This is a genomic window from Ferroplasma sp. Type II (assembly GCF_000496155.1).
In genome coordinates, this window is the sequence record NZ_KI542746.1 from 15,761 (window position 1) to 36,939 (window position 21,179).

The 21,179-nt window shown below is 38.3% G+C and carries 21 protein-coding genes and 2 pseudogenes; 11 read left to right on the forward strand and 12 right to left on the reverse strand.

What is annotated here, in order from left to right:
• Positions 1 to 13 precede the first annotated feature (13 nt).
• A complete protein-coding gene (locus AMDU4_RS09240) occupies positions 14 to 352 on the forward strand; it encodes a YidH family protein (protein WP_021787714.1) in 339 nt (112 codons plus the stop codon).
• Positions 353 to 361: 9 nt separating this feature from the next.
• Here the strand turns inward: AMDU4_RS09240 and ilvC are convergent, their stop codons facing one another.
• From ilvC to AMDU4_RS14090, 3 genes and pseudogenes are all read right to left on the reverse strand, one after another.
• Complete coding sequence (gene ilvC / locus AMDU4_RS09245) at positions 362 to 1,372, reverse strand: ketol-acid reductoisomerase (RefSeq protein ID WP_021787715.1); 1,011 nt, start codon at positions 1,370 to 1,372, stop codon at positions 362 to 364.
• Positions 1,365 to 1,679, reverse strand: coding sequence for a hypothetical protein (locus tag AMDU4_RS09250; RefSeq protein ID WP_021787716.1), 315 nt, complete (start codon positions 1,677 to 1,679; stop codon positions 1,365 to 1,367). The genes ilvC and AMDU4_RS09250 overlap by 8 nt, the downstream gene beginning before the upstream one ends.
• Positions 1,639 to 3,371: pseudogene (locus AMDU4_RS14090) on the reverse strand (acetolactate synthase large subunit). Before AMDU4_RS14090 ends, AMDU4_RS09250 begins: the two are co-directional and overlap by 41 nt.
• Before the next feature lie 294 nt (positions 3,372 to 3,665).
• Between AMDU4_RS14090 and ilvD the strand changes: the two are divergent.
• Positions 3,666 to 5,323: pseudogene (gene ilvD, locus AMDU4_RS09265) on the forward strand (dihydroxy-acid dehydratase).
• 35 nt (positions 5,324 to 5,358) lie between these two features.
• The gene (locus AMDU4_RS09270; protein ID WP_021787721.1) at positions 5,359 to 5,610 is read left to right on the forward strand and encodes a hypothetical protein; all 252 of its coding nucleotides are present in this window, start codon (positions 5,359 to 5,361) and stop codon (positions 5,608 to 5,610) included.
• Between the two features lie 118 nt (positions 5,611 to 5,728).
• Here the strand turns inward: AMDU4_RS09270 and AMDU4_RS09275 are convergent, their stop codons facing one another.
• Complete coding sequence (locus AMDU4_RS09275) at positions 5,729 to 6,910, reverse strand: acetyl-CoA C-acetyltransferase (protein ID WP_021787722.1); 1,182 nt, start codon at positions 6,908 to 6,910, stop codon at positions 5,729 to 5,731.
• Between the two features lie 196 nt (positions 6,911 to 7,106).
• On the reverse strand, positions 7,107 to 8,270 hold the full coding sequence (locus AMDU4_RS09280; RefSeq protein WP_290704853.1) for an acetyl-CoA C-acetyltransferase: 1,164 nt from the start codon (positions 8,268 to 8,270) through the stop codon (positions 7,107 to 7,109).
• A gap of 91 nt (positions 8,271 to 8,361) precedes the next feature.
• Here AMDU4_RS09280 and AMDU4_RS09285 point away from each other — a divergent pair, with 91 nt between their 5' ends.
• Positions 8,362 to 8,877, forward strand: coding sequence for a hypothetical protein (locus tag AMDU4_RS09285; RefSeq protein WP_021787724.1), 516 nt, complete (start codon positions 8,362 to 8,364; stop codon positions 8,875 to 8,877).
• On the opposite strand, the gene AMDU4_RS09290 is transcribed toward AMDU4_RS09285, so the two are convergent.
• Positions 8,874 to 9,365, reverse strand: coding sequence for a TIGR00725 family protein (locus AMDU4_RS09290; protein WP_021787725.1), 492 nt, complete (start codon positions 9,363 to 9,365; stop codon positions 8,874 to 8,876). The genes AMDU4_RS09285 and AMDU4_RS09290 overlap by 4 nt on opposite strands.
• Positions 9,366 to 9,392: 27 nt before the next feature.
• The gene (locus tag AMDU4_RS09295) at positions 9,393 to 9,698 is read right to left on the reverse strand and encodes an NfeD family protein (RefSeq protein WP_021787726.1); all 306 of its coding nucleotides are present in this window, start codon (positions 9,696 to 9,698) and stop codon (positions 9,393 to 9,395) included.
• Positions 9,699 to 9,783: 85 nt separating this feature from the next.
• On the opposite strand from AMDU4_RS09295, the gene AMDU4_RS09300 reads away from it, so the two are divergent.
• Positions 9,784 to 10,491: an SDR family oxidoreductase gene (locus AMDU4_RS09300; protein WP_021787727.1), complete on the forward strand. Its 708-nt coding sequence runs from the start codon at positions 9,784 to 9,786 to the stop codon at positions 10,489 to 10,491.
• Complete coding sequence (locus AMDU4_RS09305; protein ID WP_021787728.1) at positions 10,488 to 11,150, forward strand: uracil-DNA glycosylase; 663 nt, start codon at positions 10,488 to 10,490, stop codon at positions 11,148 to 11,150. Before AMDU4_RS09300 ends, AMDU4_RS09305 begins: the two co-directional genes overlap by 4 nt.
• Here the strand turns inward: AMDU4_RS09305 and AMDU4_RS09310 are convergent, their stop codons facing one another.
• Together AMDU4_RS09310 and AMDU4_RS09315 are read right to left on the reverse strand one after the other, a co-directional pair.
• Positions 11,151 to 11,492: a hypothetical protein gene (locus tag AMDU4_RS09310; protein ID WP_021787729.1), complete on the reverse strand. Its 342-nt coding sequence runs from the start codon at positions 11,490 to 11,492 to the stop codon at positions 11,151 to 11,153.
• A 69-nt stretch (positions 11,493 to 11,561) separates the two neighbouring features.
• A complete protein-coding gene (locus AMDU4_RS09315; RefSeq protein ID WP_021787730.1) occupies positions 11,562 to 12,482 on the reverse strand; it encodes an NAD-dependent epimerase/dehydratase family protein in 921 nt (306 codons plus the stop codon).
• A gap of 117 nt (positions 12,483 to 12,599) precedes the next feature.
• Between AMDU4_RS09315 and AMDU4_RS09320 the strand changes: the two genes are divergently transcribed.
• Positions 12,600 to 13,379: a hypothetical protein gene (locus tag AMDU4_RS09320; RefSeq protein ID WP_021787731.1), complete on the forward strand. Its 780-nt coding sequence runs from the start codon at positions 12,600 to 12,602 to the stop codon at positions 13,377 to 13,379.
• Here AMDU4_RS09320 and ppsA read toward each other — a convergent pair whose 3' ends face one another.
• Entirely contained in the window at positions 13,380 to 15,743 is a 2,364-nt protein-coding gene (gene ppsA, locus AMDU4_RS09325) for a phosphoenolpyruvate synthase (RefSeq protein ID WP_021787732.1), read from the reverse strand.
• A 293-nt stretch (positions 15,744 to 16,036) separates the two neighbouring features.
• Here ppsA and AMDU4_RS09330 point away from each other — a divergent pair, with 293 nt between their 5' ends.
• Positions 16,037 to 16,621 carry an alpha/beta fold hydrolase gene (locus tag AMDU4_RS09330; RefSeq protein WP_021787733.1) on the forward strand — a complete coding sequence of 195 codons (585 nt, stop codon included), beginning with the start codon at positions 16,037 to 16,039 and terminating at the stop codon, positions 16,619 to 16,621.
• Between the two features lie 8 nt (positions 16,622 to 16,629).
• Here AMDU4_RS09330 and AMDU4_RS09335 read toward each other — a convergent pair whose 3' ends face one another.
• Positions 16,630 to 17,583, reverse strand: coding sequence for an NAD(P)/FAD-dependent oxidoreductase (locus AMDU4_RS09335; RefSeq protein WP_021787734.1), 954 nt, complete (start codon positions 17,581 to 17,583; stop codon positions 16,630 to 16,632).
• Positions 17,584 to 17,747: 164 nt separating this feature from the next.
• On the opposite strand from AMDU4_RS09335, the gene AMDU4_RS09340 reads away from it, so the two are divergent.
• Positions 17,748 to 18,530, forward strand: coding sequence for a hypothetical protein (locus AMDU4_RS09340; RefSeq protein WP_021787735.1), 783 nt, complete (start codon positions 17,748 to 17,750; stop codon positions 18,528 to 18,530).
• 161 nt (positions 18,531 to 18,691) lie between these two features.
• Here the strand turns inward: AMDU4_RS09340 and AMDU4_RS09345 are convergent, their stop codons facing one another.
• Entirely contained in the window at positions 18,692 to 19,315 is a 624-nt protein-coding gene (locus AMDU4_RS09345) for a metal-dependent transcriptional regulator (protein WP_021787736.1), read from the reverse strand.
• Between the two features lie 152 nt (positions 19,316 to 19,467).
• Between AMDU4_RS09345 and AMDU4_RS09350 the strand changes: the two genes are divergently transcribed.
• The gene (locus tag AMDU4_RS09350) at positions 19,468 to 20,055 is read left to right on the forward strand and encodes a peroxiredoxin (RefSeq protein ID WP_021787737.1); all 588 of its coding nucleotides are present in this window, start codon (positions 19,468 to 19,470) and stop codon (positions 20,053 to 20,055) included.
• A gap of 52 nt (positions 20,056 to 20,107) precedes the next feature.
• On the forward strand, positions 20,108 to 21,136 hold the full coding sequence (locus AMDU4_RS09355; protein ID WP_021787738.1) for a TrmB family transcriptional regulator: 1,029 nt from the start codon (positions 20,108 to 20,110) through the stop codon (positions 21,134 to 21,136).
• The last annotated feature ends 43 nt before the right edge of the window (positions 21,137 to 21,179 follow it).

Sequence of the window (21,179 nt, forward strand, 5' to 3'; positions counted from 1 at the left end):
TTATCTATTCTGGATGTCATCTGATACCGACCACTTTGCAAACAAACGAACATTTCTAGCATGGATGAGAACAGGAATATCGTTGATGGGATTCGGATTCGTAATTGCAAAGTTTGTAATATTCCTGCATGCACTGGAGGGCAAGCCAACTTCAGCGTTCAGTACTTCGCTCATAGCAGGAGAAATCATGATAGTCGTGGGAATAATAACAATTGGATATGGATTCTATGAATATTCTGCCAATGAAAAGGATATTGATAATAATAAGTATTATTCAAGAAAAACTGAACTTTTTATTTTCACTGCAATAGTAATAGGAATGGCTATATTACTGCTTCTGTTTATAATATAAAAATTAAAATTATTTTTTAGGACGGCCTCTCAGTACTATTTCCCTGAGTTCCCTACCTACCTGCTCCTCAAGGGAATTGTCCAGATCATCTATCAATGAATTAAGGTTTTTTGACCCCTCATCGAATTCCTCTATCCATTCATCGGCGAATTTTCCGCTCTTTATTCTCTCGGCTTTTTCCTTCATTCTTTTTTTAACATCCTCATTTATCACATAGGGGCCAACAGTAAGTCCGCCGTACTTCGCAGTATCAGAAACAGCACGCAGCATCCCTGAGAGTCCCTTCTCATATATCTGGTCAGTAATAAGCTTCATCTCATTTATTGCCTCGAAATAGGCCATTTCCGGTCTATAACCCAGGTCAACTATTGTCTGGAATGTAGCTCGCAGCATTGCTGTAAGTCCTCCAACAAGATCCAGCTGTTCTCCCATAAGATCTGTTTCAGTTTCTTCCTTGAATGATGTCTCAAGCACTCCTGCTTTTGTGGCTCCCAGGCCCTTGGCAATGGCAAGAGCCTTGTTTAGTGCCTGTCCTGAATAATCCTGGTGCACACCTACTAATACCGGAACACCGCCGCCCTTCACAAAGAATTCCCTCACTGAAGGTCCAGGTGCTTTTGGAGCAGCCATATATACATCTACATTTTCCGGTGGCTGTATAAGTTTGTAATGTATGTTAAACCCATGTGCGAATACCAGATCCATCCCCGGCTTTATCACAGGCCGTACCTTCTCTGAATATATCTTTCTCTGCACCATATCCGGTACGAGAAATATCACTATATCTGCATCCTTCAGTGCTTCTTCCGTCTTCATGGGTTTTACTCCATCTTCCATTGCTTTTTTCCATGAATTCCCTTCTCTTTCCAGCCCCAGTTTCACATTAAGCCCAGAATCCATTAGATTCAGTACCCATGCTCTTCCCTGGCTTCCGTATCCAAGCACTGCTATATTCTTATCTTTAACATATTTCAAATCTGCATCATTTTCCGTATAGACTTTTCCAAGTATTTTACTCACTCACAACACCCCATTCAAATTTTTTAGATTTTTTATAATTTATTTCAAATTTTTTATATTCACATTCTTCCAGTTCTTCAACATAGTCAATATCAACCATCTTACTCAGTGTGATAATGGACAGATCAAGGTTTCCTAGATTATGTCCGTCATATATTGACATGTAGAGCGTACATATTCCTGATTGGCATTCCATATTCATCCATTTTAAGTCAACCCAGAATCTCCTGAAGTTTGCTGCTATTCTTTCAACCAAGCCTGAATCCCTATAATCTGCCTGAACTTTTATTACCCTTTCTTGGGTCACTAACTATCACCTCCTTAAGTTTGCCGCCCGGTGGGAGTGTTGGCAGGGCAAGCTCCTCCTTATCTACTGGGACGCGTATCACAGTTGGTACGTTTTCCCTTATGGCCTTCTTTATAAATTCAGATATGTCTGAATAATTGTTCGCCTCATAAGCATCGGCTCCAAAGGATTCAGCATATTTCACTATGTTCGGTGAATTGCCGTAGTCCACTCCCACTATCCGTTTGTCCTGGAACATATCCTGAACCTGCCTTACCAGCCCAAGAGTTCTGTTGTCATTTACCACAGCTATTATGGGTATGTTTTCATCAACCGCCGTTGCGAGGTTGTTTCCAGTCATCATGAATGAACCGTCACCATCATAGTCTACAACGACCTTATCCGGCCTTCCAATCTTAGCACCCATGGCAGATGGAAGCCCGAAGCCCATTGTCCCCATTCCTGTGGATGAAAAGAAAGACCTTGGCTCGAGGTTTTCCCAGTGTGTTTCTGCCCACATCTGGTGCTGTCCCACTCCAGTAGTCATTATAGCATCCCTTGGAAGTACTTCCCTGAGAGTTTTCAGTATCTGCCATGGTCTCATATGTCCATCATCCACTGGATGTGAAAACTGGGAATAGTATTCCTTTAGCTCATTGATTCTCTTATTCCAGGCATAATTTGCCTTTTTCTTGGACATCTGAGAGAGTGCATTCAGTAGTTCATTCACCAGTATCTTGGCGTTTCCTGCCATGCAACATCAGGCTTTATCCCCTTGGAGAAATCAGTTGGATCCAAATTTATGGACATAAAGACCTTTTTAGTATCTGTCATTTCATCGTAGGAGGTAAAAGTCCTGTCACTGAATCTTGCACCCACAGCAAGAAGAAGGTCGGATTCCAGGGCAACCATGCTTGCCTCTGCTCTTCCATAATATCCCATGGCACCGATATATAATGGATAATCAGCCGGTATTGCAGATTTCCCCGGTAAAGTAGACACTACAGGGCATCCAAGGAATTCAGATAATTTTAATACTTCTTCAGTGGCATTGGCCCACACAACGCCAGTTCCCACAAGTATTACTGGCTTTTCAGCCCTTAACAGGTTCTGTGCCATCTGCCTTACCTTATCCATATTTACCTCTGTTCCGAAAGGCCTGTAATGCACTGTGTATTTTTCAGGGTATTCAACATTGTTTATGTCCTCCATCTGGATATCCCTGGGAACATCAACCACAACAGGTCCTGGCCTTCCTGTGGATGCAATATAGAATGCATTTTTAACCCATACAGGTATTTCCTGAATGGTTTTGACCTCGACTGCATATTTTGTCACAGGGAATGAAATACCCAGAGTATCGGATTCCTGGAAGGACAATTTTCCCATGGCATTTCTGTTAACAGCACCTGTTATTGCCACAACAGGTGACGAATCCTGATATGCCGTTATGAGCCCTGTTACGATATTTGTAACTCCAGGTCCCGCCGTTGCAGTGCAAACTCCAGGATTTCCCGTTGCCCTTGCATATCCGTCAGCTGCATGTGCAGCCGCCTGTTCGTGTCTCATAAGCACATGCCGTAACTCGCCTGATTCTATATCCTCTATGAACGAATCATACATGGGCATATTATAAAGCCCCGGTATTCCAAAGATATTTTTTACTCCCTCCCTTTTCAGAGAATCAACTAATAATTTAGAACCTTTCAACAAAAAACACCCCTAAAAATTCCCATAATCAATAGCCGGCACTTGTAAAAACTAAACCTAAAAACTTCGCCACAGATGTTAGATAAACTCACTCACGCTTTTCAATTTTGTCACCTTTCCCTTAACCTATATTACTGCCATTGCTAGTCACAGTCAGCCGTATTGCTCACAGTAACAATATAATAATTAAGGTAATTCCTTCTAATACTTCAAACTATTTAATCATTGTTCTTCAATTCCCTTCCGTTTCCAATTTTATCACAAAACATTAAATATTATAATAGCTTTGATTTAAAAATGAAACGTTCTGATTTAACCTATAGTGGCCCGGAAAGGGCACCAAATAGAGCCTATATGAAAGCCATGGGACTGAATGACGATGACCTTAAGAATTACATGGTCGGTGTAGCTGCAGCATGGAACGAGGCGGGACCGTGCAATATACATGTATTATCTCTGGCGAATCATACAAAGGAGGGCATAAGAAGCAAGGATGGCACTCCCCGTGTGTTTACAACTCCTGTGGTAATAGACGGAATAGCCATGGGCACAGAGGGGATGAAATACTCTCTGGTGAGCCGGGAGCTTATAGCAAATACCGTTGAACTCACTGTGAATGCCCACGGATATGATGGATTTGCAGCATTATCCGGATGCGACAAGACATCTCCAGGAATGATGATGGCAATGGCAAGAATGAATATACCATCCATAGTTATGTATTCCGGAACCACATTGCCTGGCTACTATAAGGGAAAACGCATAGCGGTGGGAGATCTTTTTGAGGCTGTAGGATCGTACATGAACAATACAATGACATTACAGGATTTCAAGCTCATGGAGGATAATGCAGTTCCAACAGCAGGATCCTGTGGGGGACTGTATACGGCAAACACTATGGCCATGATGACAGAGGTGCTTGGACTCGCACTGCCTGGTAGTGCATCACCACCCGCTGTGGATGGTGCCAAACAGAAGTTTGCATATAAAACGGGGAAACTGTAATGCAGTTACTAGAAACTGGATTGAAACCCAGGGATATATTAACTGAAGAATCATTTTACAATGCAATAACAGTACTTATGGCCTCCGGCGGTTCAACCAATGCTGTCCTGCATCTTCTTGCAATAGCCCATGAGGCAAAATTAAAACTTAATCTTGGTGATTTTGACAGAATTTCAAGAAAAGTCCCTGAAATAGTAAATATGAAACCCTCTGGAGAATATGTGATGGCAGATCTGAATAATATAGGAGGTGTGCCCGTTCTTATGAAGGTTCTTCTTGATCACGGACTCATAGACGGTGACCAGCTTACCGTTACAGGAAAAACAATAAGGGAAAATCTGAAGGATATAAAAATTTACACAACAGGAAACGTCATATCTGAATTCGACAAACCGTATAAATCGGATGGGGGCATAAGTATCCTTAAGGGAAATCTTGCCACAGAGGGAGGCGTATTCAAGACATCAGCATCAAAGGTAAAATATCACAAGGGTCCTGCGAAGGTCTTTAATTCAGAGGAGGAAACATTCAAAGCCATTAAGGAGAAAAAAATAAAGGCTGGCGATACAGTTGTTATACGCTATGAAGGACCTAAGGGAGGACCAGGAATGAGGGAAATGCTTTCTGTTACCTCTGAACTTATAGGAGAAGGTCTCGGAGACAGCGTGGCATTAATAACAGATGGAAGATTTTCTGGCGCCACCAGAGGAATCATGATTGGCCATATAGCACCTGAAGCAATGGACGGTGGTGCAATTGCCATAGTTAAGGATGGGGATATGATAGAAATAGATGGCCCAAACAGGAAAATAAACCTCCTTGTTGACCAGGCAGAGATAGAACACAGAATGAAGGAATGGAAGAAGCCTCCTATCAAATACACAACCGGATTGCTGAACCAGTACGCAAAATTGGTTTCATCCTCATCGAAGGGTGCAGTAATGGAATAACCAAAATACTTTATATTTTTGATTAATTCATGTTGATGGATAGCACAGAAGATTTTAAGAAACTGGAAGAGGATATCACAGAGAAACTTGATAATTTCAGGGAAGCGGCTGAAAGGAATTTCAACGAAATATATGACAAACTGAGCAATCAAAAACTCTCAGAGGAAAACGAGGAAAACCTTTCACTGGCACTGACAATGATGGAAGCACTGGGAATAGACATACTTCATCTTATAAGAGATTATGAGGATTTAGTGGACTATTTAAATACACTCAGAAAATTATAAATTTTTATAAAATATTTATATTATAAATTAAAGCACTGAAATTCCACTGTATCTGGTACTTATTCAAAAAATTTTATGGTTTATATGTACATTCTGGTAGACATGGCTATAATATTCTTTAAACCCTTTCAATGAGAAGCGAATACCCCTGACCGCCACCCACACAAAGTGTAGCCACACCCATGTCTGCCTTCTTTTCCTGCAAAGTTCTGGCCAGCGTGCCGGCTATCCTGGCCCCCGTTGCTCCCAGGGGATGACCTATTGCTATTGATCCTCCATGAATATTCACACGCTTTCTATCAATATTGAGATGTTTCATTGCATTCAGGGCAACAACGGCAAATGCTTCGTTTATTTCCCAGTAATCTATATCGTCTGTCGAAAGGTTGTTTTTCTTTAAAAGTTTCTCTGTAGCTGGTACTGGCCCATGTCCCATTATTGTTGGATCAACGCCTGCAGCTGCGTAGTCTATAACTCTTGCAAGTGGTTTTAATCCGTACTCTTTCATTTTTTCACCAGACATAAGCATTAAAAGTGATGAGCCGGAGGTAAGTGGAGGAGAGTTACCAGCTGTGACTCTGCCATTTTCCTTGAATGCAGGTTTAAGCTGCCTCATCTGTTCAAGTGTTGTATTGGGTCTTGGAGTCTGGTCGGCGTCTACAGTCTTTGCATTTCCCTCATGTGTCACAGTGACAGGTAAAATCTCATCCCTGAAGTATCCTTCCTCTATGGATCTTGCAGTAAGCCTCTGTGAATCATATGAAAATTTATCCATCTCTTCCCTTGAAATATTATTAATCTGTGCCAGTTTCTCTGCAGTCAATCCCACATGGTATGAAACATCCATGTCATATTTACTGTATTTTGGATTTTCCATCAATTCGCTGTTGTATTTTATATATGGGTCATTGTACAGCGGCACATGTGTCATATGCTCCATTCCACCAGCAAGGACTATGTCTGAATTTTCAGTTTGAATTTCCATGGTTCCTATTGTTATGGCATTAAGTGAGGATGAGCATGCCCTGTCTATGGACATTGATGGAACACTAACAGGCAATTCTGATAGAAGCACCTGATGCCTGCCACCATAAGTCCAGTTTTCACCAGCCTGTATGGCACACCCAGTAATCACGTCTCCTATTTCCTCAGGAGTTATTCCCGTATTCAAAGAATCCTTTATAAGCTTTGAAAATAAAACATCCATTGAAACTCCATTATATACATCCCTGGAAGGATTATCGGGTTTAGCCCTGGAAAATGGAGTCCTTTTGTAATATGTTATGTAAACATCTTTCATCTCAATCCCTCACCGTATTTTACCAGTTTAACCTTCTTTGTGTTTATATTCATCTTCTTTTCTCCTCCTTTTACAACGATTGATTTCTCAGGTATGTATCTCTCAGATCTAATCTTCTTCTTTCATATTTTCAAAGATTTCCCGTAAAAAGGGTCAATGACGTAGATCATTTTTAAATTCAAAATCTGCATATTTCTCACATTAATTCAAGGGTAAGGGTATGTCCTCCTCCACCACCATGGCATATGGTTGCAAGACCTGTTTTCATATGTCTGCTCTGAAGTGCATTGATCAGAGTAACAATTATTCTGGAACCGCTATTTCCAAGAGGATGGCCGATAGCAATTGCACCGCCGTTCACATTGAACCGATCCTTTTCCACTCCAAGTTGGTCTCTCACTATAATGGATGCCACTGAAAAAGCCTCATTGTGTTCAACCAGATCATAGTAATCTATTTTCTTATGCTGCTTCTCAAGAAGTTTCTTTGTGGCAGGTATGGGAGCTTCAACAAAATCTCTGGTATCCAGTGAAGCTGAGCTGTAACCTGTAATTTTCGCTACAGGTTTTAATCCATATTCATTCAGTGCTTTCTCTGAGGCAAGCATCAATGCGGAGGCACCGTCTGATAGCTGTGAAGAGCTACCAGCTGTAAGTATTCCATTTCTGTCGAATGCAGGATTTAATTTTGCCAGGTCCTCCATGGATGTCTTCCTGATGCCTTCATCCTTTTCAAGATTGTCAAGTTTCACAATTTCCTTTGCAAATTCTCCAGATTCCGTGGCTCTGATAGCCCTATTCTGGCTTTCCACGGAAAATTCATCTGTCTGGGTTCTTGTTATACCGTATTTTTTGGCTGAACGCTCTGCCGAAACACCCATATGGTCTCCGTAAATGGCATCAACAAGTCCATCAACAAGCATTGAATCTTCAATTTTCAAATTTTTGTACAAAAGCTGTTTTGGACCCCACCTGAATTCTGATGGCATCATAAGGGGAGAATTGCTCATATTTTCAAATCCTCCTGAAACAATAATGTCGTGTTCTCCAAGCATAATCTCCCTGGCGGCATTTTCAGTAGCTAACATGCCGGAAGCACATACAACATTTACTGTATTTTTTGTCACTTCTGGTTTGAGCCCTGCATAAAAAGCAGCCTGTCCTGCAGGATTTTGACCAACATTTGCCTGGATGACATTGCCCATTATAACCTCCTCTATGAGGTCTTTATCTATGCCTGAATCCTGTATCACGCCCTTAATCGCAGCTGCACCAAGTTCAGTCGCCTTGATTTTTGAAAGTGATTTCCCGAATTTTCCTATAGGTGTACGTTTTGCAGAAACAATATATACATCTGACATATTTTCCATATAACCCATGGCTTTATGTATTTTACCTTCGTCTATTGGCGATTATAGGAAAATTTAATAATAACTAAATTATGTGAACAGAATGTCAGATCAAAACAGCGAGGATTCTAATCAAGAACAGAACTTTTCCCAGAATATGGAAAATACAGCGGGGCCAGAGACAAATAACCAGAATCAGCAGCCTGTTAATGTTCCTCCGGAAAAGCCCAAATCCAATGTTAAACTTTACATAGAAATTGGAATAATAATAGTAGGTATTATCTTAATGATAGTTGCATCAGTGCAGATAAAGAGTATAGCCCATGTAAAATGGAATGAATTCAGTGAGATTGCATTGCCTCTCAGTATAGTGTTCATTGTATCCCCAGCATTTCTCTATTTCAAGAAATTGAGATCATTAAAACCTGGGCTTACAATACTTGTTATTGTGATAATAGGAATAGTGCTGCTTTATTACCTTCTTGTGCCATACAAGATGTTCGTGGTGCATTTCGGACTTCTGGGAGATGTCATAGTTGAATATTTGATAGGATTGTTCTTCATATTATTCATGGTATCACATCTTACCAAGGTTCATCTCATGAAAAACAAAAATTAACGAAATTTTTCAATATATTTTCTTGCCTCATGCAATGCTATGAAAACGGCTTTCTGTGGATCATTCTCATATATTATTTTTCCATCATTATCCTTTGTCCTGATCTGTAGATCTCCAATGGATACAACGCTTTTTCCCTCTGATATTGCGAAGGCTGCCTCTGATGTAGTTCCGGAATAACCTTCAATGGCAATTATTGCATCAGATGCTCTTATAATAAAGAAATTTCTCAAATACCCGATACCAGTAGGCATGGCTATGGATAGATATTTATTTCCTTCCATCCGGTTTTCTCCGGGAATAATGCCAACAACCATGCCATTATTGTCGTATACCCCGTGGGAAACACATTCCATTATACCCTCCTTTCCTCCACAGAATACAGCACAATTATTTTCGGCAAGATATTTTCCCACATCATATGCTATATTACAATATTTTTCATCTGCAAAACTTCCGCCAATTACCCCAATGTGATATCCGTACATAATAATACAGTATTAAAAAGTATATAATTATTTGATTTTCGATATGTAAAGCGTTAAATCTCTAACCGATTTCACATAGGCAATTTCCCCCTTCTGGAAAGTCTCACTGGGATCGTCAGGAAGAGCCCGCCATATCTGTGAATCTACAGCTATCTCATAAAAATTGTTCTTTAAGGTGGATTTTATTTCTCCAGTTTTTCCAATGAGCGAATCCTTTCCAGTTGCTGGCTTTACCCTGAAAGGATGTCTCAGCCAGAATCTGGAAAACCATGCGCCAATAAAAAATGCCACTATTGTATCAAGTATGTAACCTATTATTATTATCTGCCCCATGTAAAATCAATCTGATTATAATATATTAATATTGAGATTCCAGCAAATACCAAATATATTTTAGATAGCAGTCGATTATATATCTATGTCTGGAAAAAATATACTGATTGCAGGAATCGGGGAATTGGGGAAATCTCTTAGTTACGATCTCCTTCTGCAGAACAACCATGTTATAATAAATTCAAGAAATCAGGAAAAACTCAAAGAGATTGTTTCGGAGTATTCCATTTACGGCAGTATTCGTTCTATTGCAATGGAATTGAAGGATGAGGAAAGCTGCAAGGCACTTATTGAAGACTCATCCAAATATTTCAAATCTCTTGATTCACTGGTCGTAATGGTAGGCGGATTTATGGAAGACTCCATTGAGGGGCTGGAAGGGCTGGATCAGATGATATTGAACCATCTGAAAATTCCACTTTATCTTTCAAAATACGCAGTAAAACACATGGCATATGGGTCTTCCATAATTTTCATTAGTAATTCTTCAATATCAACAAAAAACAAAACAAACCTTCTTTCATATTCCATTTCAAAGTATGCACTGGAAAAGGCTGCAAAGACGATGGCTGTCGAGCTGCTTCAGAAAGGTGTCAGGGTAAATGTGATTGCGCCGGAATACATAAAACAGAGTTTTGAAATAGGAAGAGATTATTCGAAAATGAGGAAGTACGGAGACTTAGAAACACCTCCGGAAGACATATCAAATGTGATCGATTACTTAATTGAAGGGAAGTCCTCATGGATAAATGGTGCTGTGATACCGGTCGATGGGGGACATAGCTTGAAATGAACCCCGGTAAATTAAATGAAAGGGTAATTTCATGCAGAAAATGCGCAAGATTGGTTGAATACAGAAATAGCATGGGCATTCCTAGAAGATACTCTGGCGAAAACTACTGGAATAAACCTATCACAGGTCACGGAGATATAAATGGTAGAATTCTTGCTGTGGGGCTTGCACCTGCCTTCAATGGGGGCAACAGAACAGGCAGAATTTTCACAGGGGATAAAAGTTCGGATTTTTTAATATCTTCAATGTATGAAGTTGGTCTTACAAATATTCCCACATCGGAAAGAACCGGTGATGGGCTGGAATATAATGATATGTATATTACACTGGCACTTAGATGTGCTCCACCGGACAATAAACCACTTAAAAGCGAACTTGAAAACTGCAGGGGATTTATTGAAAATGAAATTAGGCTTATGAAAAATCTGAAAGCCATACTGTCCCTTGGAAAGATAGCCTTTGATTCTGTAATAAACGACTTTAAATCCAGGGGTATAAGAATTTCTGGCATTAGGTTTTCTCATGGCACGCACTACGATATTTCTGGCATAAGGGTATACTGTTCATACCATCCGAGTCCAAGAAATGTGAATACCGGACTCCTGAAGAAGGAGGATTTCATATCCTTATTAAGGGAGATCAGGAATTATGTTGATTGATTATTCTTTTTTATGGTATATCCACCTGTCATTTTCCAGATGCATGTATCCACCATTGCGCAGGTAAACCCTTATTACCTTATGATAGCCAGATTCAATTTCCTCAAAATTATGCCTGCAGATTCTGCTTCTCTTTATAACCTTCCTGGCACAGTCCATCCTGGCCCCACATTTATTAAGGGCTTTTCTAAGGTTTGTGATGTTATCCTTTTCATTTTTCAATTTCTGTTTTTCTTTGGTCAGATATCCGGGTTCAAACCGTTCCCTGGATGAATGTTTTCTTTTTCGTACGAATGTTGATTTTTTGGGGATAAACATTCCTTTTCTTGGTGATACTGCCATATCATTAACAATGAAAAAATAATATTAAAATTTATGTTTGTTTTACTGGAAAATAATGATTTTTAAAATTTAATAATTATAATATTTTATGAGTTTATCAATTCCCTCATCAAGTGAAACTTTAGCTTTGAACCCTATTTTCTCCTCTGTCTTTTTGATATCAGCCAGTGTATAGTAAACATATGTGTCCTTCATAGGATTTTCAATGTATTCTGGTTTTATGTTTTTGCCAAGATGCTTGTTTAGTATCTGTACAAGTTCATTTAAGGTATAATTTTTTCCAGTTCCCACGTTGTAAACATTGAATTTTTTGTTATTTTCGGCAGCAAGAATAAGTGCATTTACAAGGTCTTCAATGAATACAAAGTCTCTCTTCTGCTCTCCGTCACCATACAATACCGGTGAAATATTGTCATGCATTGCCCAGAGGAACTGAGAAATGAGATTTGCATATATTTTCTTAGATCTTTCATTGTAACCATATACTGAGAAAAATCTCATTCCGGAAACGTCCATGCCATATAGATTGCAGTAAAGGTTGGCTATTCTCTCCATTGCTATTCTGGCTTCTGTATAATAGTCAGATACTTTTGGTATGACATCCTCTTTCTGTTCCTTTATGCCGTTATAAATGGATGATGTTGATGCATAAACTATTTTTGATTTGTTCTTTTTTGCATATTCCAGTACAGTTATAAGGTCATCTATGGCATTTGCCATTAAATGGGGGTTGTTCTTGTACATTGGGGATGATGAATATATACCTATGTGGAAAATATAATCAGGATTTATTTCGTAGTCGTTTATATTCTTTACCCTGTCCTTGATAAATTCCACCCTTTCTATTGAGTCCCTGAGGTTGTGTACAGATCCAGTCTGGAGGTCATCAAGTGCGTAGACATGGTTATCCTTTGACAATGTATTTACTAAATTAGACCCTATGAAACCTGCGCCACCGGTGACAAGTATTTCCTTGTTCTTAATTGACATATGGGGTAATCATTAGTACATATAAATAAGTTTTTTATTCCGGTTTTTTTCTGCTTATAATATGACATGTTATGATTCCACCCAGATATATTTAAGTTTAGTTTGCAATGGAAGTACATGGATGTCCGGATTGTAGAAAATTCATCGGAGATAGAAGATTTCATGGAAATTATCAAATCTGCCTGGCATAGTGATACTGTCATATATGGATTTAAGGATACCATACATTCAATGGCATATCATGGTGGATTAGTCCTCGGGGCATGGGATGGAGGTAAATTAATTGGAATGAGTTTTTCTTATCCCGGATATAAACAGGGTTATACATATTTATATTCTCATATGACCGGTGTCATTGACCAGAAAAAATACTCAGGAGCAGGTTATATGATGAAAATGAAGCAAAAGGAGCTTGCCCTTGCTTACGGTTACAGGATGATAGCATGGACATTTGATCCCGTAATGAGCCTCAACGGATATTTCAATATAGGCAAGCTTGGCGCAGTGTCAAGGAATTATCTGGACAATTTTTATGGTACCATGAATGACGGTATTAACAGAGGGCTTCCAACGGACAGGCTGGTTGCCGAATGGCATATAAAGGAGCATTACAATGTGAATTACGAAAACCCACAGTTCATAAATTACGTGGATGGTTATAATTTGGAATTCGTTGAAAAAGCAGAAAAGGAAGTGATAGGGATAAAAATTATCCGGGATTTTTATGAGTTCAAAAAAACGGATCTTGATAAGGCAGTTAAAACAAAGTTGATGCTGAGACAGAAGTTTCACGAAATCTTTTCAGCAGGTTATGTTCTGATAAATTTTGATAAAAATAACAATGCCTATATTTTTAAAAAAAATTATAAATTGACAGAAAAAAATATTTTTGACTGATTATGGCAGATCCCAGTCCGGGTCTGTCTGAACCTTTCCCAGTGCAGCCTCTAGCTGTATCCTCTTTTCCACAGATGCTACCATTTTCCTTACATGCGTAACTGCATCGGGGTTAACTGATATGTCATCTATTCCGGATCTCACAAGGAAATCAACAATTTCATCATACTGTGACGGTGCCTGGCCGCATATTGAAACTATTTTTCCGTCTCTATGTGCTATTTTTATTAGATATCTTATTGCCCTCTTTATTGCAAGGTCACGTTCATCAAACATTGAGCTCATTTTCCCATTATTCCTGTCAGAACCAAGAAGAAGCATGGTAAGATCATTTGAACCTATAGAATATCCATCAACATACTGATTGAATTTGTCCGCAAGGATAATGTTGCTTGGTATCTCAGACATAAGAAACAGCTTGAAGTCCTTTGTCCTTTCCAGTCCGTTGTCCTCCATAATTTTTACCACTTTTTTCAATTCCTCCACGGTTCTAGTGAATGGTATCATTACCCATAGATTTTTTAAAAGATATTCATCTCTTGCCTTTTTTATGGCCTTAAGCTCAAGCTTAAATGCCTCTTTATAGCGGTCATCATAATATCTTGAAGCACCCCTCCATCCCAGGAGTGGATTGTCTTCCTCAGGTTCAAATTCCTTTCCCCCCTTCAGGCTCTGATATTCGTCAGATTTGAAATCGGAAAATCTCAGAACAACTGGCCTTGGGGCAAAATCCCTGCAGACCCTCGCCAGCTCTGAGGATAGTTTGTCCACAAAATATTCACCTCTTCCACTTTTTATCAAAGAGAGGGGATGTTCACCTATTTCCGCCCATATGAATTCTTCCCGCATAAGTCCTATTCCGTCGGATGGAAGCTTTGAAACTTTCTCAGAGAGCTGTGGTTCACCCATGTTTACCAGAACCTTTGTTCCAGTTATTATGTCGCTTTCATGGTAAACATTCTGCGCAGGGACTTCCTCTTCCGCCACATTGGTAATCCCCCCACGGTATACAAGGCCATTTTTTGCATCGATTGTAATAGTCTCTCCATCCTTTAGAACCTCTGTAGCCTTTTTCCCGAAGGATGATGTACCGACTATGCATGGTACTCCAAGTTCTCTGGATATTATTGCGGCATGGCATGTAAGCCCACCTTCATCTGTAACTATGGCTTTGGCCTTTCCCATAATGGGCACCCAGTCAGGTGCGGTCATCCTGGTTACGAGTATGTCACCATCCTTGAATTTCTCCATTTCATCTACCGAGAGCAATACCTTGGCAACACCTGCAATCTTCCCAGGAGACGCAGGCAATCCCTTTAAAATAACATCATTTTCATCCGCTTCTTTTTCCTGCTGCACTTTTTCTCCACCCCTGTTATTCTCGTTCCAGACAGTTTCAAATCTTGCCTGTAAAACATATATTTTATGGTCAAAGGAATCCTTTGCCCATTCCACATCCATGCTGTTTCCATAATGCTTCTCCAGCTGAAGGCCGTAATTGGCAAGATGAATAATTTCCTCATCTGTTAGTGACTGCCTGTTTGCCATTTCTTTTTCAACTACCAGCTCTTCAGTACCACCTGTTTCTAGGCATTTCAGCATCTTGTTCTTGTTGGTTATTATCTTATTGGTTATCTTCATTGTAGCCTTATCCACATAGTATGTATCTGGAGTTACCACACCTCCAACTATATATTCTCCCAAACCGTAACTTGACTCAATAATTATTTTGGAACTGTCCCCAGTAGAGACATCAACAGTGAACATAACTCCGGAAACCTCAGAAAATAGCTGCTTCTGAACAGCCACGGCCAGGGAAATATTGAAATGCCCGAAGTGTTTCTTTTCCCTATAATATATCGCTCTTGGACTGAAAAGGCTTGCATAGCATGCTTTTATGTTCTGGACTACATCGTCCTCTCCATGTATATTAAGATATGTGTCCTGTTCTCCAGCAAAGCTTGCGTCTGGAAGATCCTCTGATGTGGCGGATGATCTAACGGCAACGTATATATTTTTTTCCCTGTCAATGAGCTTGCGGTAATAATCCCTGATCTCATGAGCCAATAGGTCATTAAACTGTGCATTAAGGAAAAGCTGTCTGATTTCTTCACTTGCCTCTTTCAATTTTTTTGAATCGTCTATATCTGTTTTTTTTATTATATCAAGAATCTTATCATCCAGATCGTTCTCCCTAATAAATTCCTTGTAGGCATAACTTGTTGTGGAAAATCCATTGGGAACAGGAATAGTTTTCAACCTTACCATTTCGCCAAGGTTGGACGATTTCCCTCCAACAATGGGCAAATCCTCCTTTGATATCTCACTAAACCACAGTATTCTGGCACTGATTTTATCTGTCATTGATTAAATATTTTTTTTTGATATTTAACTACTACCCATAATAATAGCAATTTTTCGTCAATCCACGTAGATAATATATAGTGAAAGTTTCTAAAATTTTAATCTGTATGTTACTTTATTCATTTTAATTGATTCAAAATGCCATATTTTTAATTGTTTTCAACATATTTCCTATAAATTTATTATAGGATACATTAAAACAAAAGTTTTAAATAAAATAATTGTATAGAATAGGAGGCTGATTATATTCATTAAATGCAAAAATTTTAACTAAGAGGGAAACATAGTCAGCTATGTTGGAAGACAAATTTGTAACAATTAATGATGCAAAAATACATTATATAGAGGATGGTGAAGGTTTTCCCTTTATCATCTGCCATGGCGCCAGATTTAATGCACGAACATACGAAGAAACAGGAACAATACAGGCAGTAGTGGACTCGGGATTCCATGCTATGTCCATTGATTTTCCCGGTTATGGGAAATCTGAGAATCTTGCCATGGAGATGTCTACCTTCATTTCCAGCTTTATCGATGCACTAAAACTGGAACCCGTTGTTATACTTGGTGCATCCATGGGTGGTGAGGCAGTCACAGGCTTTGCAACCAAGTATCCAGACAAAGTGAAGGCATTAATCCTCGTTGGAGCAGTGGGAATTGCTGAATTTGAATCTGATTTAAGCAAACTTGATGGAAAGCCCATGCTCCTTATTTGGGGAAAAAATGATTCAATTTCAGCTCCAGGAAATTATGAATTGTTGATGCGGTACAATCAATCTGCCGAATTTTCCAATATAGGAAGACAGCATGCATGTTATCTTGATGACAGCAAGGGGTTCAATGAAAGAATTAAAGAATTCCTTGCAAAAATCAAATAACAATTCTATCATATAAAATGTCTGAGAAATGGAACTATATCAAATTTGATTCCAAAGTCATTTATAGTTCTTTTTACGGATTTTAATGCCAATATATTCTCAACTTTTATCACATCCCCTTTCTGTATATTAGAAACCATTGAAGACAATTTATTATAATATCCAAATTTCTTTCTAATTTTCTCCTGGTATCTGATACCAACATCATCGGCTTTATTTATTTTTAGACATTCATATAGTATTTCCGCACTTTGAAGTGACGGGACAATGCCCTCACCAGTAATTGGAGAGACAGTTCCGATTGCTTCTCCAACACCAATCACATTTCCATGGTAAACATTTTCAAACATTGGTGCCATCCTGATATTTCTTGAGGTAACCTTTATTTTCTTATACTTTCTTACCAATGAAAAATCCTCTTCCGACAAAGTTCCTACGCCAATATGAAAATTTTTCCCTAATGGGAAACTCCAGAAATAGCCCCTTCCTCCAGGCAAAAAATAAAAATAAAAATCTTTATAATCTGAACGTTCAGTCAGGTATTCCAGCGTTTTATACTGGACATCGCCTATTTTGTGGCCAATGTACGCCCTTGAAATGCCTGTAGCGTCTATTATAATATCATCATTTTGCACCCTCAACAGCTCAGTGTGAATATTTTTACGTGCATCAGCCTCCAGTGAGTTTTTATCAAATGTGCACAACCCTGAAGACTGCAATGTTTTTCCGGCAAAATTGTTCCCGGTGAATGTAATATCACCTGCTCTGTTCAGTATATAATCCTCAAAATCCATATTTATTCTGGACATATATTCAGATATTTTGAACTCATTTGTTGCGTAACCACATGGAATATAGTATTTTTCTTTTCTGGGATCGTATGCACTGACATCAAAACCGGCGTTTTTTAGCCTGTGATAGAGGTATGTTCCAGATATTCCAAGCCCAGCAATTTTAATCATGCATTCAGCAATTACAATAAATACTTAAACTATTCATAATAGGGCAAATTTTCTGATTATAACCCAAAAGTGTTGATATTTGTGTTTGAAATTAGAATTTTTTAATAATTTATCCACCTATATTTCATACAAAGAATTATATATTGAATAATATATATTCTACTATGGTAAATGCAAAAAAACAGCTGGAAGATTTCCAGGAACAAATCCAGAAAATGCACATGGGCATGGAAAAAATTCAGAAAGACAATCAAGAATTAACATCCCAGATTGACACTCTTAATGATAAACTGGCGTCATGCCAACAAAGGGAGGAAGAGTTAAAAAACCAGAACGAATCTCTTAACAAATCCCTTCTTGACGCCAATGAGGCACTGGAGGCCGCAGGTAAACAAAACCAAAATATGCAGCTGGAACTGGAAGACAGAAATACGGAATTGGAAAATAACAGGACAATTATCCAGTCATTGGAGCAAAAAATTGAGATGCTAAGGGCAGAAAATGGGCAACTTAAGGATGATATGGAGAATAGGGGTGCTTCCAGTCAGGATTCGATTTTAAAACTAAATGAGGAAATTACTAAAAATATGAAATATATTTCTGAACTTGAGGCAAAAACTAAACAGATGGAGAATAACATAAGGGAACTTTCAATGGCAAATAGGGAGCAGGCATCAAAAATCGTTTCTCAGCAAAATGAACTGAAGGGAAAGAATTCCAATATAAATGAGTTGGAAATGCATAACTATGAACTTAACATGGAAATCAGAACGCATGAAATAAATGAAAAGAGTTTAAAGGATACATTAGAATTATTAAATGCAGCGAATGATAATTTCAAGGCATTGCTGGAAAAATACCGTTTTCTTCTGGAAAGTAATATGACCGTGAGAAAACGCTCTATAACAACCAAAAAATCTATGAAGACAAAGAAAAGCAGTCCATGAAGCAAGTTTAAAAGGAATACTGGTACATATAAATTTCCTCATTATACTTTTAATTTTGAATTATAATTTACATATTGAAGAATAAATTACAATTCAATCAGCAGTAAGTGCAAGTTCTGTCAGTGAAACAGGAAGCCTCAATGTTTTAAGCATGAGGTAGCTCACTTAACAAGTCTTATTGTCTTCGCCCATAAAAGTGATAACTTTATTTCTCCATTTTCATTGGATATCACTGTGTTATTATCCGGAATAATTTCTATCTCCGTACCGGGATACATGCCCAGGTCTGCCAATTTTTTCAGTATTTCTGTATCTTCATATACAATTCTGTTCAGCTTGTATTTTCCAGGCGTGGCCAGCCTTGCATTTACATCTTTCACATCATAATTTCTGTATATCATATTTCCATGAGGGCATGTGTGTGGGTTTCCAAGATTTTTGGCGAATGATTCAAAGTATCTGTCATCTATAGTATGTTCTAAATTCATTACTGCGGAATGGGAATATTCCCATGGGACTTCCAGCATTTTTACAGCAAAAACCTCTGAAATTCTATGTTTTTTAATTACAGGAATCACCATGGTGTATCCCTCTGTTGTCAGGTATATGTTTCTGTTGTCTTTCCTTATAAGGTGTTTCTTCTCCAACTTCGACAGATATTCTGAAACCGTAGCCATTGACACACCAAGGTCCTTACTGATCTGATTTTCATTCGCAGTGCCAAAAGCTTCACATAGAGAAAAAATAGTTTTAACGTAATCCTCCTCATTATTTTTAAAATTCATATATATAAATTCGGTATACCTAATTAAATTTTTGTATTATATCTATTTTATTAATTTGCCAGTAAGCTCATTCAATAACATAAATCTTTTATTTATATTTTATTTTAAAAGATTAAATTAATATAACATTTAATTATCCAATACTGATAGAAATGTTACAGATAGGAGACTCAGCACCTGACTTTGAAACGGATACATATTTTCCGGAAAAGAAAGAGATTAAGAAGATTAAGTTGTCAGACTATAGGGGAAAATGGGTAATATTGACATTTTACCCAGGGGATTTTACATTCGTCTGCGCAACAGATATTGAAGCCCTTATGGGGTCATATGACAAATTCCTGAAGGAAGGGGCCCAGGTTTTCGGCATCAGTGAGGATTCCGTATTTTCACACAAGGCATGGTGCGACACATCCCCAAGGGTAAGCAAAAGCAAGATACCGCTGATAGACGACTATACAAAGGATATAGCAAAGAACTACGGGTTCCTTGACTCAAAGGGCTACCAGGCACAGAGGGGGTTAGTGATTATAGATCCCGAGGGTAAAATACAGTATGAAGCATTGTTCAATGATGGTCTTGGTAAAGATGTAAGACATATATATGGTGCATTCATGGGATTGAAGGTACTGCATGACACCCCTGAAGGCGAAGGGCATATGTGTGCAATCCCGGCAGACTGGACTCCCGGAGAATCTCCGCTGGATATAAATATAGTAAAAGACATAGGAAAGTTATAATTTTTTTATTTTTCAATATAAATATTTATTTATGTTATTACAATAAACCTATATGACTGGTGATGAATTATTTGATAAACTCTCGAAGTTTGGGTTGTCGCCGTATGAAATCAAAGTTTATAAGACTCTTTTGCTGAACGGGCCACAGACATCCACATCAATAGTGTCAACCGCAGGTGTTCCACAGCCAAGAGTTTACGATCTTTTTAATAATCTCCTGAACAAGGGATTGATAGAGATCAGCCCAGGAAAGAAAAAAATATACAGGGCAGTTCCTGTGGATATCGCACTGAACAGGATCATTAATGAAATGACGACATATAAGGATGAACTTTCGGAATATGTAAAGGTCACAGAACCAGAGAATACCAAATATAACCCCTATCTATGGTACATGGATAATGCAAATCTTATCAGGGAACAGATGAAAAATATGATCATCAATGCCGAAACTGAAATTATAGTATCATTACGGCTTCCTCTCTTGAAATATTTGGATAAATATATACTGGATGCTGCTGAAAGGGGAATTTCTGTAATACTGACAATATTCCCGGATTCTGACAGATATGATATTGTGGAACTTGTTAATAAGGTGGTGATAAAGAGAAGACCTGGTATTTCTCCAGAAATAATGATTAAGGACAGGGATGAAGCAATAGTATATGTGGATAATATAAGCACAAAAACAAAATATGCCATAGATTTTCAGGAGGAAGAAATGATTCACATAATCAATTATTATTACTATAATATTGTATGGAAACCATCAATTTACATCTCAAAGTTCCAGATAAAAAATAACTGGGAATTTAAAACTTCATGGATATCATGTGAGGCAATCAATGTCTTCATGAATAATGGATTTAAACTGACCGGGCAGGTTATAGGTGGCACACAAAATGGTGAAATTGATGTCAGTGGAAGTATAAAAGGAACTGATGTAATTCCTGGATACAAGAATTCATTTTTAATAGAAACTGATGAAAGAGTATTCACAGTTGGAGGGAGACTTACCCGTATCGAGGATATTAGGCTGGAAAAATTTAGGTTGAATGCTGAAAAAATTCCCGGTAAATAATTTCTTTTTCTCTGACTTTTAATATACTGGATGATAATTGAAA

Excerpts from the sequence above, each read along its gene's own strand:
- AMDU4_RS09345 (WP_021787736.1), bottom strand. The coding sequence starts at position 19,315 with ATGAATTTTAAAAATAATGAGGAGGATTACGTTAAAACTATTTTTTCT.
- AMDU4_RS09295 (WP_021787726.1), bottom strand. The coding sequence starts at position 9,698 with ATGGGGCAGATAATAATAATAGGTTACATACTTGATACAATAGTGGCA.
- AMDU4_RS09355 (WP_021787738.1), top strand. The coding sequence starts at position 20,108 with ATGACTGGTGATGAATTATTTGATAAACTCTCGAAGTTTGGGTTGTCG.
- AMDU4_RS09315 (WP_021787730.1), bottom strand. The coding sequence starts at position 12,482 with ATGTCAATTAAGAACAAGGAAATACTTGTCACCGGTGGCGCAGGTTTC.
- ppsA (WP_021787732.1), bottom strand. The coding sequence starts at position 15,743 with ATGACAGATAAAATCAGTGCCAGAATACTGTGGTTTAGTGAGATATCA.
- AMDU4_RS09310 (WP_021787729.1), bottom strand. The coding sequence starts at position 11,492 with ATGGCAGTATCACCAAGAAAAGGAATGTTTATCCCCAAAAAATCAACA.
- AMDU4_RS09335 (WP_021787734.1), bottom strand. The coding sequence starts at position 17,583 with ATGATTAAAATTGCTGGGCTTGGAATATCTGGAACATACCTCTATCAC.
- AMDU4_RS09240 (WP_021787714.1), top strand. The coding sequence starts at position 14 with ATGTCATCTGATACCGACCACTTTGCAAACAAACGAACATTTCTAGCA.
- AMDU4_RS09305 (WP_021787728.1), top strand. The coding sequence starts at position 10,488 with ATGAACCCCGGTAAATTAAATGAAAGGGTAATTTCATGCAGAAAATGC.
- AMDU4_RS09280 (WP_290704853.1), bottom strand. The coding sequence starts at position 8,270 with ATGTCAGATGTATATATTGTTTCTGCAAAACGTACACCTATAGGAAAA.
- AMDU4_RS09350 (WP_021787737.1), top strand. The coding sequence starts at position 19,468 with ATGTTACAGATAGGAGACTCAGCACCTGACTTTGAAACGGATACATAT.
- AMDU4_RS09330 (WP_021787733.1), top strand. The coding sequence starts at position 16,037 with ATGTTGGAAGACAAATTTGTAACAATTAATGATGCAAAAATACATTAT.
- AMDU4_RS09270 (WP_021787721.1), top strand. The coding sequence starts at position 5,359 with ATGGATAGCACAGAAGATTTTAAGAAACTGGAAGAGGATATCACAGAG.
- AMDU4_RS09320 (WP_021787731.1), top strand. The coding sequence starts at position 12,600 with ATGGATGTCCGGATTGTAGAAAATTCATCGGAGATAGAAGATTTCATG.
- AMDU4_RS09340 (WP_021787735.1), top strand. The coding sequence starts at position 17,748 with ATGGTAAATGCAAAAAAACAGCTGGAAGATTTCCAGGAACAAATCCAG.
- AMDU4_RS09275 (WP_021787722.1), bottom strand. The coding sequence starts at position 6,910 with ATGAAAGATGTTTACATAACATATTACAAAAGGACTCCATTTTCCAGG.
- AMDU4_RS09285 (WP_021787724.1), top strand. The coding sequence starts at position 8,362 with ATGTCAGATCAAAACAGCGAGGATTCTAATCAAGAACAGAACTTTTCC.
- AMDU4_RS09300 (WP_021787727.1), top strand. The coding sequence starts at position 9,784 with ATGTCTGGAAAAAATATACTGATTGCAGGAATCGGGGAATTGGGGAAA.
- AMDU4_RS09290 (WP_021787725.1), bottom strand. The coding sequence starts at position 9,365 with ATGTACGGATATCACATTGGGGTAATTGGCGGAAGTTTTGCAGATGAA.